Genomic DNA, 13,773 nt, shown 5'->3' on the forward strand with positions numbered 1-13,773 from the left:
ATTTTCATAAAAGTTATTTTTATATTGATAAAAATCCTATATTTGAATCATTAAAAATTTATCTGGAGAAATGAAGCATTTTTACACATCAAAAAGTCTACTCAAATTTTCTTTTTTATTCTTATTTGTTTTATCTGTATTTTCATTAACAACATCTTGTAAAAATGATGACGATGATGAAGAATTCACAGATCACCTGGTACAGTTTCAGGTAAGAGGAGTAAAAGGAGGGGCACCTGCCGGAACAGAGAAAGTAGTTATTAAAACCATAGTTACCCAGGTTGGTACAGTTCAGGATACTAAATTTGATCCCGTTCAGCCGGGAGTTTTGAATTGGGCAAGCGAAGAGTTTTTTGTAAATTCAAGCCAGGCTCAGCTTAATCTTGATGCAAATGCTATTTTGCCAAACGGTGACTCAGAATTAATTGTGAGTATTATCGTAGATGGTGAAGTTGCGGTAACAAAAAAAGTAGTGGGATCGGGTAACCAAAACGTTTCTGTAGATTTCAGCTTTTTAGAACTGTAATTTAAAGTTTATTAAAATTTTCAAGCATAAAAAAAACCGCCGTCTGGCGGTTTTTTCGTTTTCATTTATATTGCTTTTACAATAAAATAATTTTTCTTTCCCTTTTGTAACAGAAGAAATTTTCCATCAATCAAATCCTTTTCAGAAGCTGTGTATTGATCATTAATCTTATCTTTATTTACTGAAATAGAATTTCCTTTGATTTCTCTTGTAGCTTCACTTTTAGATTTTAAAAAGCCGGATTTTTCTGAAAGTAGCTCAACAATATTTACACCGAGTACATCAGATTTAGCGATTTCTTTTTGTGGAACTCCGTCAAATACTTCCAGGAAAGTTTCCTCGTCAAGACTTACCAAATCTTCAGCTGTAGATCTTCCAAAAAGAATTTCAGATGCTTTTACAGCCTTCTCGAATTCTTCTTTTCCATGAACCCAAACCGTAACTTCTTCCGCCAGTTTTTTCTGGAGTTTTCTTTCGTGTGGAGCCGTTGCATGCTCTTGAATTAAATTTTCAATTTCTACTTTTGGTAAAAAAGTATAGAATTTAATAAATCTTTCAGCATCGGTATCCGTTGCATTCAGCCAAAACTGGTAGAATTTGTAAGGAGACGTTTTCTTTTTATCTAACCAATAGTTTTCGCCACTTTCAGACTTTCCAAACTTTGAGCCGTCAGCTTTTGTAATCAAAGGAACTGTCAAAGCGAATGCTGTTCCCTGCGCTTTTCTACGGATTAATTCAGTACCTGTTGTGATGTTTCCCCACTGGTCTGAACCGCCCATCTGAAGCTTTACCCCGTTGTTTTGGTATAAATGTAAAAAATCGTAACCTTGAATTAACTGGTAAGTAAATTCAGTGAAACTCATGCCATCCGCTCCGGCTTCTCCCGAAAATCTTTTCTTCACGGAATCTTTCGCCATCATATAGTTCACAGTAATATTTTTCCCCACATTTTTAGCAAAATCCAGGAAAGAAATATTCTTCATCCAGTCGTAATTGTTCACCAGTTCAGCTTTGTTGGCTTCGTTTCCATCAAAATTTAAAAATCTTGACAATTGGTTTTTCAGACAGTCAACATAATGAAGAAGCGTTTCTTCGTCCAATAGATTTCTCTCGGCAGATTTCCCTGATGGGTCACCAATCATACCTGTAGCACCGCCTACCAAAGCAATCGGCTTGTGACCGTGTTGCTGGAAGTGAGCCAAAATTTTAATCTGAATCAAACTTCCGATATGCAAAGAATCTGCGGTAGGATCGAAACCGATATAGGCAGTCGTCATTTCCTTATCAAGTTGTTCATCCGTTCCGGGCATCATGTCTGCAAAAAGACCGCGCCATTTCAGTTCTTCAATAAAAGAGTTCATTATTTTCGGGTTTAAAATTTAATTGGCAAAGATAGAAAAATTACAGTTTAAGGTTCAGAGTTTGATGTCTAAAGTTTTGAGTTTAAATTTAAAATCATTTATATTTGTTAGTAATGAACGACGAACAATTATTTCTGCTCATTTCCAAAGCCAACGATAAAGATCAGAAGGCTCAGACGAGGCTCATCAACATTTTTTGGGTTGATGTTTTTTCTTTTGTGATGAAAAAAGTGAGGGACGAAAACGATGCCGATGAAATCACAGTAAATGTTTTCTCTAAAGTTTTGTCGAAGCTGGATATGTACGATCCTCATTTTCAGTTTAAAACATGGATTTTGACGATTGCTCAAAACACCATTATCGATTTTTGGAGAAAGAAAGCCCGTGAGAACCAGGATCCTACGGAAAATTTAGATGAAGTGAAAAATCAGTTTGCAAAATCACCGGAAGAACTGATGATTTCTGATGAAGAGCAAAAGAAAATCATAAAAACAATAGAATCTCTCGACAAAAATTATCAGGATATTTTAAGGCTTAGATTTTTTGAAGAAAAAAGCATTAAGGAAATCGCTGATGAACTGGGAATTTCTGTTGCCAATACCAAAGTTCGTGTGATGAGAGCAAAAAAAGTTTTGGCAGAACTGCTTAAAAATAATGATTTTGAAGAATAATACTTTGTAATGAATTTAGAAAATAAAAAATCTGAAATTTCAGTTGAAGGATTCACAGTAATCAACAATGTTTTTTCAGATTCTGAAATAGAAAAAATAAGTGAAGTCATTCAAAGCATTGACACTTCTAAAGAAACGTTCAGAAAATCGGAAGATCTTTTTGCCATCCGTCAGTTTTTGAAGGAGATTCCGGAAGTGAAAGATTTAATTTTTAATGATAATTTAAAAACGATTATTAAAGAAATTTTCGGTGAAAACTATTTTGTGGTGAAAAGCATTTATTTCGATAAACCTGAAAAATCGAATTGGTACGTTGCATACCATCAGGATTTGACAATTTCTGTTAACAAGAAAATTCAACTGGAAAATTTCGGACCGTGGACAACGAAACAAAATCAGTTTGCCGTTCAGCCGCCTTTAGATATTCTTGAAAATATTTTTACGATAAGAATTCATTTGGATGACACTGACGAAAATAATGGTGCTTTAAAAGTTGTTCCAAAATCCCACGCGAAAGGAATTTACAGACCCGAAACTATCGACTGGAAAGTGGAAACAGAAAATATCTGCAGCGTGGAAAGAGGCGGAGTGATGATTATGAAACCATTGCTTCTCCACGGTTCAAACCGGACGATCAACGGGAAGAAAAGGAGAGTGATTCATATTGAATTTTCTGACATGATATTGCCTGAAGAGTTGCAGTGGTCGGAGAAGATGGTTTAAAAAAAATACAAATGATAAAAAGAAATTGGCTTATAGTTCCATTAGTGATTATTGGCTTTTATTATAATTTTTGGAGAATTAAAAATGCAGATACGGAAATGATTTTTCAGGAAATATTTTTCGGATTTCTTCTTTTCTTATTTTTGATTTTTCTTGGTTTTAGTCTCAATAAAGATTTTAAAAAATTTAAAATTTCCAAATCATGGAAAAGCTATTTTCCTTCCTTGATTGGACTTTTAATTTTGGTTTCTTTTGGTGTTACTTCTTTAGTTTTGGATATGAGAGATAATTCTCCAACGATAATTCATGCAGGTTACGATGGGGATTTCAATGGTGCCTGGTTTGAATTCAGGGAAGACGGAACTTACAAATTTGTTGACCATGCAGGAATAGGAGCCGATATTACAAGAGGAAATTATCAGATGAAAGATTCAATAATTATTCTTGACAAAAGCACTATTGGAAATGTAATCGTTTCAAACAAACTGGCTATCAGGATAGATTCAACAGGTGAAAAAAAAATGTTTCAAATAGATGAAAAGCATTCTGTTGTAAATGATAAATTTAAATTAATAATCAATGACAATATTGAAAATTGATGTTTGAAATTAATGTATATCCGTTTTTAATCATACCGCTGTAATATTAGCAATAATGAGCCTTTCGAAGAGTTGGTCGCCGAAATATCTCCGATTTAGTTTGTAGATAAATTCATTTAAATACAGTTGAAGGTATTTTCTTTTGATTTTATGATAATTTCCCAATAAATTCCGTTTTGCATTACTAATGGTAATATGAACCCATTTTAAGGTTTCATTTGTGGTTTCTTTATCCGATTTCTCTGTGATATGAAGCTCTACAAAATCAGAGATATCAACGTACGAGGTACTTTTATCAGTGAAAACAATACTTTGATTATCGATCGATTCCTTAATGGTTTCGTTGATTTCAAGGGAAAGATGCGTTTCTAAAACTTTAGCTTTAAAGTATCTGCAGGATTTTGATTTTTCACCAGTCTCTATATTTTCCAAAGGCGTAGATTCGGCCATTACAGCAACATTTTGTTTGCCCGCTGCACCTCTGCCGCGGACTCCTTTTTCCTGCTCAATCTCACTGGATTCTACTGTAAAATAGCCTTCATCAAATTCAATCATTCCTTCTAAAGTATATTTTTCGTCCCGTGTTCCCATTGCTTTTCTTAGCTTATGAACCATTGCCCAAACAGGCTCATAGCGTTTCAATCCCAATTGCTTCTGAATTTCTTTAGACGAAAATCCTTTTTTTGTAACGCTCATTAAGAACATTGTCTTATACCAAATTAAAAATGAAAGATTAGAGTTCTGCATAATGGTGCCGCTTTTCAAAGAAGTCCTTTTACGGCATTTTTTGCATTCGTAGCTCCAAATGCTCTTAATCCAGAAATGTTCTTTATGACCACATTTGCATGCCACGCCAATCTTATCTCTCTGTTTCTTAAAATGAATTCTGCAATCTTCCTCTGTCCCAAAATGAGCGGTAAAGCTAAATATATCCATCTAATTATTTAAATTACAGATAAATATACGAAATTATTACGAATTACGGATATACATTTTGAAATTTAACTTATGAATATGTAGCAAATTAAGCAGAGATAAAAAATCAGCTTAATCCGTAAAATCAGCGTGATTTGAATTAAAACAAAAACCTCTTCCAAATCGAAAGAGGTTTCATTATTTTAAGTTTAAAATTCTTACTTCACGGAAATCTCATCCACAAAAATATAAGCTTCACCACCTGCACCCTGATGCCATTGCGGAAGTTTTCCAAAATGATAAGCTTTTACTTTCAGATAACGGGCTTCGGTAGGAAGAATTTCAGTTGAAAAATCTTTTACCTGAATGGTCTCGTCTCTGGCGTCGATGTTATTTTCCAGTGTTTTCAATAAAATGAAAGTTTTCCCATCCATTGAAGCGTAATATTCTACTTTTTTTGGCATTAAAATCCACGCACGGCTGTCCTGAAGGTAGGTTGAAGAGATCTGTCTCATCTGCTGCGGAGATTTAAAATCAATAATTGCTTCCACGGTTTGTCCCTGATAGCCTTGCCATTCGCCTTTTCTCCAGTTCACATCACCGTTGATTCCATCGATGATTGCCAGTTTCCCACCTGCTGTGTATTGCGGATTTGCCGTTGCATTAATCGTCACATCCCAATGATTTGGTCTTTTATTGAATTGAGCAGTTGTAATTCCGCTTTTTTCACCGTTTCTCTCGCAGTAAGCTGAAACCTGCGTTGTTTTGTTAATCGTTAACGGACCTTTGTAAACTTTAAATGATTTTTTTGCGTTTTTGTCGTCTTCATCCAAAGTCATGTAGTATACTTTATCCTTTTCGTTAAGTGCGGTAATTTCTACCTTCGAAGTAACATCAAAAAGCCTGTCTGCAGCGATAACAGGAGAAGCAGTTTGTTCTTTATATTTTAATTCCTTAGCAACCTGTACATTTTCAAAACCAAGTTTTTTAAGTTCACTTTTAGGAGTGTTTTTGGTAATGATTTTCGTCGTTCCGTCTTCCAGATGAAGTTTAATTTCATCAAAATATGGCGTTACCGTTTCCCATTCAGGTTTTCCCGGAGTAACAGAATAAATTCCCATTGAACTTAAAATATACCACGCACTCATCTGTCCGCAATCTTCGTTTCCAATCAAGCCATCCGGAGCATTTTTATAGAAATTATCGAGAATATATTTGATCTTTTCTTCCGTTTTTTGAGGTTTGTCAACTAAATTATAGAGATAAGCAATGTGATGACTCGGCTCATTTCCCTGAGCGTATTGTCCCATCAAACCTGTTATATCCACCTGTTCTCTTCCCGTTGTTTTGTCTGGAGCTGAGAAAATAGCGTCGATGAACTGTTCAAATTTTTCTTTTCCGCCATGCGCCTGAATTAATCCCGGAATGTCTTGTGGCACAAAGTAGGAATAATGCCATGAATTTCCTTCTGTATAATTATTATTAACTTCTCTCGGATCGAACGGCTCATACCAGTTTCCGTTCTTTCTCGCCTGCATAAAACCGTTCTTTGGATTGTAAAGGTTTTTCCAGTTTTGAGAACGTTTCATAAAGTAGGCGTAATCTTCTTTTTTATTTAAAATTTTCGCCATTTGAGCGATACACCAGTCGTCATAAGCGTATTCGAGAGTTTTTGAAACACTTTCGTGCTCATCATCAATACTGATGTAATTTTTGTTCTTGTAAGCATCAAGCCCGAAAATATCAAGCATTGCAGAATTTTTGGAAGCCTCGTAGGCTTTTTCATAGTCAAAACCGGTAATTCCTTTTGCCATCGCATCAGCGATTACAGAAACTCCGTGATAACCGATCATGCATTCTGTTTCATTGGAAGCCAGTTCCCATACAGGAATTTTTCCACCCTGTTCACGCTGTTTGATGAAAGTATTCACGAAATCTGCCGTTCTTTTTCTGTCGATAAGAGTCATCAAAGGATGTGCTCCTCTGAAAGTATCCCAAAGTGAAAAGACGGTGTAGAAATCAAAATCTTTGGCATAATAAAACTTATTGTCTCTGCCACGGTATATTCCGTCAACATCCATATTGATATTGGGCTGTGTGAAAACGTGATACATTGCGGTGTAGAAAACGGTGAGTTTATTTTTATCGTCAGATTTTACTTCAATTTTCGAAAGTTCTTTGTTCCATGCAGTTTCCGCTTCTTTTTTTACGTCATCGAAATTATCAGACTTGCCTTCGGTTAGGAAATTTTTGGCAGCTCCGTCGTAATCTGTTGGTGAAAGTGCAACTTTTACATTAATTTTTTCTCCCTTTTTCACATTAGTACTAAACGCTAAAGCGAGCTGAGTTCCTGAATACAAATTGCTTTCCTGAGTTCCGTTAGCGAGGGTTTTTGAAATCTTCATCGGTTTTGAAAACTCAATTCTGGCGTACACAAACTGATTGGTCGCCCAGGCTTCACTTCTTCTTAAAACTTCGATGGTTTTAGCATCAATAATTCTTACTTCGCCCTGTAAAAGTTTGTCGCGATGGTTTAAATCTAAAACTATATTTGCAACTCCGGCATTATTGAATTTATATTCATGATAACCGACTCTTTTTGTTGTCGTTAAACGAACGTCGATGTTGTGTTTGTCTAATTTAACGGAATAAAAACCTGCTGTCGCCTTTTCGTTTTTATGAGAAAATTTGGAAGAATATTCCTTAGAGCTGAAACTGGCTTTTCCCATCGTCGGCATCAGCATAATATCTCCGTAATCTGAAACTCCTGTTCCGTTCAAATGCGTATGTGAAAATCCGTAAATCACTGAATCTGAATAATGATATCCGCTGCAGCCGTCCCAGCTTCCGTCAATTCTGGTGTCCGGAGAAAGCTGAACCATCCCGAAAGGTACAGTGGCGCCGGGAAATGTGTGTCCGTGACCTCCCGTTCCGATGAAAGGATTAACGTATTGAGAATAGTTTTGAGAAAATAAATTATGACTAATCAATCCGATAAGGATAAAGATTATTTTTTTCATGGTGTTAAATTTAAATCGCCCTAAAATACACAAATTTTAGGTTCGCAAAAGAATTTATCTATGAGTCTGTTTATTGATTCTAAATAGCTAAAATTTCCGTAAATTTGTGCTCAATTTATATTTTTATGTTGACGAAAGAAAAGATTCAGGATTTCCTTAAAGAAATAGAAGTAGACGATTTGGTTTCCAACTTCCAATTGATGGGGAATGATGTATATATCGATATGACGGCGCACTCGCCGGCAATGCACGAAAAGAAAAAGCTTGAAGCAGCAATGAAACAAGCTTTCGCAAGTGAATTTGGAGAAGAAATTAATTTAAAACTAAAAATAGTTTCTCCCGAGCCTAGTGAAGTTCAGCTGAGTCAGATCAAAGGAAAACAAATCCCTGGAATTCAAAATATTATTGCCATCGCATCCGGAAAAGGAGGTGTTGGTAAGTCTACCGTTGCTGCGAATCTTGCAGTAACTTTAGCAAAAATGGGTTTTAAAGTTGGAATCCTGGATGCCGATATTTACGGGCCGTCTGTTCCTACAATGTTTGACACAGAAGGCCAAAAGCCAGTTTCTGTTGATGTCAACGGGAAAAGCTTAATGAAACCTATCGAAAATTACGGTGTGAAAATGCTTTCCATCGGATATTTTTCAGGAGCCAATCAGGCAGTGGTTTGGAGAGGGCCGATGGCTTCAAAAGCTTTGAACCAAATGATCAGAGATGCAGCCTGGGGTGAACTGGATTTCCTTTTAATCGATCTTCCTCCTGGAACGGGTGATATTCATTTATCTATTATTCAGGAAGTTCCGGTAACGGGAGCGGTGATTGTAAGTACGCCTCAACACGTTGCTTTAGCGGATGTGAGAAAAGGAATTGCCATGTTCAATATGGAAAGTATCAACATTCCTGTGCTTGGACTGATAGAAAATATGGCTTATTTTACGCCGGAAGAATTACCTGACAATAAATATTATATCTTTGGAAACCAGGGAGCACAATATCTGGCAGATGATTTAAATATTCCTGTGTTGGGAGAAATTCCTTTAATTCAGAGCATCAGAGAGGCGGGAGATGTGGGAAGACCTGCAGCACTTCAGGAAGACTCAAAGATTGCTGAGATTTATACGGAAACGGCAAGAAAAATGGTAGAGAGTCTGGTAGAAAGAAACAAATTTTTACCGCCTACAGAAGCCGTGAAAATCACGACAATGGCAGGTTGCTCACCCAAAAAATAAATAATGATTTCAAATTAAATTTTGAAAAACCAAATTCAAATATGGAGACAAATATAGCACACGAACAAACTGTAACCAAGGTAATGGAAGCTCTTGAAAGCATTCGTCCGTTTCTGAACAAAGATGGCGGCGATATCGAGCTTTTGGATGTGAAAGACAATACTGTTTTTGTAAAACTTTTAGGAAACTGTTCAGGTTGCTCTCTTAATTTCTCAACATTGAAGTTAGGGGTAGAAAATACCATCAAACAGCACGCTCCCGAAATTGAAAAGGTAGTAAATGTAGAGTAAAAAATACGACGATATATTTTTTGAAGACAGACTTTTTGGGTCTGTCTTTTTTTGCTTTAAATATGTAGGATAGGAAACCTTGACAAGGATAATCTTCATGCAGCTGATAAGGTTGACAAGGTTTTTCAGAATAGAATTGCTTCAAATATCAATAGGAACGGGCTTTAGCCCGTTTTTCTAAGTTGTAGATTTAAATGGCTTTAGCCAAAATTTATTTTTTAGAAATAATGTATAATTCAATATCAGAAAGATTTTCATGAAATTTTTCAAGCCGGTGATTGTCATCCACTTCTATTAATTTCACATTATTCAGAGGCTTTTTAAATAGCCAGTTCTGATTTAAAATCGCATCCTTTTTAGTCGCAATGATCAAAGCATTTTCCGGATCATCAAATTTTTGTAATTGTGGAATCAATGTTTCAGGAAATTCAAAATCTGCAATTCGTTCATCAATATTCAAAAGCGGACTGCTTAAAATTAAAATTGAATTTTTACCTTTCTGGGATCTTCTTTCACGAAGTTGATAGGCAAAGTTGGCTCCGGTAGAATCTCCCACCAAAACTGGATTTTCAATATCTTCCAGTTTCAATTCTGCCTGATCGAGAAGTTCGGAAATAATGCTGTCGTTTTTCCATTCAACAAAATCGTAATTGAATTGGTCTTTGAAATAATCTTTTAAATTGATAAATTTTCTGGAGTGCTGGTCTGAGCCGAGACCGTGGATGTAGAGGAGGGTGGGTTTCACTGGATGTTATTATTTTAATTTAGATTTATTATTTATTTAATCTATTACAAAAATCAGCATTCACTTTGTCATTCCGTAGGAATCTAAACTGCTTCATTTTTACTGTGTTGAGATTCCTACGGAATGACAAACGAACTTTTAAAATTTAATTGTAGCCTATTATTTACATTTATAATTAGGTGTAAAGTACAATTTTTAGTTTTAAAACGAAAAAAAACAAATATTTAATTTTAAAATTTTACTTAAAGATAATTTGCGCCAAAAACTTTGTCAAGATTTTTCTTTTTTGCTTACTTTTCACTTTCACCTGATAAATTTTCGGTTTTTCTCACCTGCTTTTCCAGGATCTATTTCAATCTCAAAAATGATCCTGATAATTTTTTCGGCTAAGAAAAAATGGAGTGTTTAATTTTTTATAATAGAATTTTACTTTTTTATGAGCATAAAGCGATCATAAAGCGATCATAGAGCGATGATAGAGACGTAAATGGGGTAAAATCTTTTAAAATTTGAGAACTGTTTAATTTATTTTGAGAGCTAAAATGATTTTATTTTTTTAAACCAAACAAGAAGCCCCGAGAAAATCCCGAGGCTTCAAAAGTAAATTATTTAGTAAAAAATTATTTCACGATGAATCTCTTCACTTCGCCTTCTGAAGTTTTAAGTAAGTAAACTCCGGTGTTGAGCCTTGAAGTGTCGATGGTTAAGGCAGATTTTTCTTTTCCAAGAAGTTTTCCGCTCATGTCGTACAATTCGTAACCCTGAGCTCTGTTGAAGTATAAGGTATTTCCTTTGTTCACAGGGTTCGGGAAGATGTTGAATGTTGCTTTTTCAGTTTTTACTTCGCCTGTAGATAGAGTAGGATAAAGGTTAACTTCATACATCGACAGTGTTCCGCTGATCTCGTTGGCAACGATGACGTAAGCCTTTCCGTTGTTCATATTGGCAGCAGGAATGAAAGTAATTCCTTCCGGACCGTTGTCACCACCAAATGCAGACGTTGATCTTGAATGTTTGTAATCTGTAAATGTTACATTGTTTGGATCTGTTACATTATAAACCATCACACCTCCGGTTCTTTCCAAAGTGATGAATGCGAAAGTCTGACCGTTGATGGTTCCCAATGTTACGCCTTCCGGTTCAGGACCTTTTGCACGGCTACGGGTTTTTGCTCCGTTGGCTTCATTATCAGCATTGAAAATCAATGGGTGATTGGCTGCAACGTGTCTTTCAAACTGATCTCCGCTGTCGAAAACCAATTGCTTTGTATCTGCATTGAAAATTGAGAATGATCTCGCTCCCAAAGCATGGATTTCTTCAAAATCTGCGTCTCCATCAGTATTTCCGTTCACATTGGTCACTCTGAATCTTCCTAAATTATGAGAAGCCTTTAAAATAGAAGCATTCGGGAAAATAGTTGAATCTAAAGTATAACCGTTAGCTCCAACTGTTGTTCTTTCGCTGAAACCTCCCAAATCTTTTTCGTCACCTTCATTGGCTGTAACCAGATAATTCGTGTTTCCGATTTTATATGAAGCCATTGCATCTGGGTTGTAGTAAGCTTTTACAGGCCAGTTGGCAATTAAAACTTCTCCGTTATTGTCTGATGCGTCGAAGCCGTTTCCTGGAAGACTCATGTCTTTTTTACCTAATCCCCAAATTCCGGTTAAAGCTTTTGTCATTAAATTAACTTCAATAATCGCATTGTTTTCCTGACACGATACCCAAGCTTTCTGGCTATCCGGACTGATTGCAATATATTCAGGTTCTAAATCCTGAGCTAAAGTGCTGGTAGATTTTACTTTTCGTCCTCCGGTTGCTGCTAAAGTAGCTTCCTGTCCGTTAAACTGGGTAAATCCAAGAGTCGTTACGTTAGCTTGCGTTAAAGCCTGAATTCCTGCAACTGTTAAAGTCGGAACATCAATAATACTGATCGAACCTTCAGGATCTACCGTGTATGCATCATTCGGTTCGCCTTCGTTTGCGGTCATCACTTTTGTTCCGTCTGGGGTGAACGTGATCATATCGGGTAAAACTCCAACGTTAAGCTGTTTCAAAAAGACACCATTGATGTCGAAAAATACAACCGAACCATTTCCCTGAGGATTTGTTCCGTTGGGAGAGGCAACTGCAATAATTCCGTTCTTTACAGCGATGCTGGTAATTCCACCGTAAGGAGCCATGTTGACAGTCTGGATAACCGTTGGCGTGGTCGGATTTGAAAAATTAATGATGTCAAAAACATCCGTTAAAGAACTGATGGTAAACAGCCTTTGTGTCGCCGCGTCGTGAACTACGATTTCTGTCGAACTTGTACTGTTTCCTGATGGATCAAAACTTCCGATATAATTTAACTGAATTTGGTTCGATGCCACCGGCGCCGCTTTGTCATTGTCGATAATATAAACAGTAGAATTGGCATCTCCAGTAATCGTTGCACCGACAGGATTTTCAAGTCCGACAACAAAATATTCTGCCTGCTGTTCTTCCAAAGTATCATCGATGATCGGAATGTTTACCGTAACGCTCGTCGTAGAAGGCGTAATGTTAATCGTTTGATTCGCCAAAGTAAAATCACTGCTGTTTGCGGTGTTGAAAGATGCTGGTTTTACCACCAAATTTACAGTCGCATTGGAAGGATTGGTAACATTGATTTTAAATGCTAAAGTTCCTGCATTTTCATTGACCTTAATTAAGTTTTTCTCCAAAGCAATGCTTGTTCCAGCAGTTGTGAAAGTACTTGAAGTACTCGCAGTTACTGCGTTGTCACTTGTATCTTCAACTAAGTTTGGTTTTAAAGCCAAATAATAAGCCTGATTCGGAACCAAACCAGCGGTTGGAATTACCGTGATTGTATTGTTCGCAAACGTTGTAGTAAAAGGAACCACGGTTCCGGTTGCGTTATTTAATCTCAATTCAACCAAATTCTGAGCACTGGCAGCAGTAATTGCAGAATTGTCGATTAATCTTACGTTTTCGTTGAACGTGATTGTAGGATTTACCGTTGTGGAAGCGTTATTTACATTGTTTGCAGGCAAATAAGCAACGGTTGGTGGAGTAGTATCAACACCTCCGGCTGGAGTTGCATCTACCGTGAAATTATCAAATCTGTTGTTTCCAACAGCACCTCCGCCACCTTGTGCGAATTCTACTTTTAGTTTGAAATTAGGATTATTTGCAACTCCCGCAACTGCAGAAAAATCAAATGTGATCAACTGCGGATTGGCATCCTGTGAAGTGACCGTCTGATAAGGAACAAAAGTAGTTCCGTCTAAAGAGTAAAACCAGTTCTGATTTCCTGCTCCCGATCCCGAACGTCTTGTTGTAAATTTTACGACAACATTGTTATAACCTGTTGTAGGCAAAAGAAACTGTACATTTCCGTTGATTGGATAATTATATCTTAAATGTGTTCCGGAAGCGTCTCCGTTTCTGGCGTTTAAATTCTCAATATTGAAATTTTGGTTGACACCATTTGCAAAATCAATAAAAGTATCTGTGCTTCCTGTTCCTGTAGAAACTGCTGTAATGGAGCCATTCAGTAGCGTTGTAGTGGGAGTGGTGAGTGCTGCAACGGATGTACTGTTATTAAAATTCCAGTAGTGAACCAGAGTGCTCTGTCCTGAAACTGAACCGTAAAATAATGTGGCAATCGGCAGTAAGCCTCTCAAAAGGTATTTGTTCTTCATTTTTA

At 36.5% G+C, this 13,773-nt stretch carries 11 protein-coding genes; 6 read left to right on the plus strand and 5 right to left on the minus strand.

All coding sequences use genetic code 11. From position 1 onward, the window contains the following. Positions 1-70: 70 nt before the first annotated feature. Complete coding sequence (locus NG809_RS15565; protein ID WP_262152189.1) at positions 71-526, plus strand: hypothetical protein; 456 nt, start codon at positions 71-73, stop codon at positions 524-526. A 65-nt stretch (positions 527-591) separates the two neighbouring features. Here NG809_RS15565 and tyrS read toward each other — a convergent pair whose 3' ends face one another. After that, positions 592-1,887 carry a tyrosine--tRNA ligase gene (tyrS, locus tag NG809_RS15570; protein ID WP_262152190.1) on the minus strand — a complete coding sequence of 432 codons (1,296 nt, stop codon included), beginning with the start codon at positions 1,885-1,887 and terminating at the stop codon, positions 592-594. A gap of 113 nt (positions 1,888-2,000) precedes the next feature. Between tyrS and NG809_RS15575 the strand changes: the two genes are divergently transcribed. The 3 genes from NG809_RS15575 to NG809_RS15585 are packed head-to-tail and all read left to right on the plus strand — an operon-like array spanning position 2,001 to position 3,880. Further along, positions 2,001-2,558 carry an RNA polymerase sigma factor gene (locus tag NG809_RS15575; protein WP_262152191.1) on the plus strand — a complete coding sequence of 186 codons (558 nt, stop codon included), beginning with the start codon at positions 2,001-2,003 and terminating at the stop codon, positions 2,556-2,558. A 9-nt stretch (positions 2,559-2,567) separates the two neighbouring features. Further along, a complete protein-coding gene (locus NG809_RS15580) occupies positions 2,568-3,281 on the plus strand; it encodes a phytanoyl-CoA dioxygenase family protein (RefSeq protein WP_262152192.1) in 714 nt (237 codons plus the stop codon). Between the two features lie 11 nt (positions 3,282-3,292). Further along, positions 3,293-3,880: a hypothetical protein gene (locus NG809_RS15585; RefSeq protein WP_262152193.1), complete on the plus strand. Its 588-nt coding sequence runs from the start codon at positions 3,293-3,295 to the stop codon at positions 3,878-3,880. A 30-nt stretch (positions 3,881-3,910) separates the two neighbouring features. On the opposite strand, the gene NG809_RS15590 is transcribed toward NG809_RS15585, so the two are convergent. Further along, complete coding sequence (locus tag NG809_RS15590; RefSeq protein WP_262147160.1) at positions 3,911-4,816, minus strand: IS1595 family transposase; 906 nt, start codon at positions 4,814-4,816, stop codon at positions 3,911-3,913. Positions 4,817-5,013: 197 nt separating this feature from the next. Next, positions 5,014-7,815: a GH92 family glycosyl hydrolase gene (locus NG809_RS15595; protein ID WP_262152194.1), complete on the minus strand. Its 2,802-nt coding sequence runs from the start codon at positions 7,813-7,815 to the stop codon at positions 5,014-5,016. Between the two features lie 125 nt (positions 7,816-7,940). Here NG809_RS15595 and NG809_RS15600 point away from each other — a divergent pair, with 125 nt between their 5' ends. Together NG809_RS15600 and NG809_RS15605 are read left to right on the plus strand one after the other, a co-directional pair. After that, on the plus strand, positions 7,941-9,044 hold the full coding sequence (locus NG809_RS15600; RefSeq protein ID WP_262152195.1) for an Mrp/NBP35 family ATP-binding protein: 1,104 nt from the start codon (positions 7,941-7,943) through the stop codon (positions 9,042-9,044). A gap of 41 nt (positions 9,045-9,085) precedes the next feature. Continuing rightward, a complete protein-coding gene (locus NG809_RS15605) occupies positions 9,086-9,334 on the plus strand; it encodes a NifU family protein (RefSeq protein WP_052188000.1) in 249 nt (82 codons plus the stop codon). A 211-nt stretch (positions 9,335-9,545) separates the two neighbouring features. Here NG809_RS15605 and NG809_RS15610 read toward each other — a convergent pair whose 3' ends face one another. Then, positions 9,546-10,079 (minus strand): YqiA/YcfP family alpha/beta fold hydrolase, encoded by a 534-nt coding sequence (locus NG809_RS15610; RefSeq protein ID WP_262152196.1) that lies wholly within the window; start codon positions 10,077-10,079, stop codon positions 9,546-9,548. Positions 10,080-10,699: 620 nt separating this feature from the next. After that, positions 10,700-13,768, minus strand: a complete 3,069-nt coding sequence (locus NG809_RS15615; protein WP_262152197.1) for a choice-of-anchor I family protein — start codon at positions 13,766-13,768, stop codon at positions 10,700-10,702. Between the last annotated feature and the right edge of the window lie 5 nt (positions 13,769-13,773).

It is taken from the genome of Chryseobacterium foetidum (assembly GCF_025457425.1).
Lineage (GTDB): Bacteria > Bacteroidota > Bacteroidia > Flavobacteriales > Weeksellaceae > Chryseobacterium > Chryseobacterium foetidum.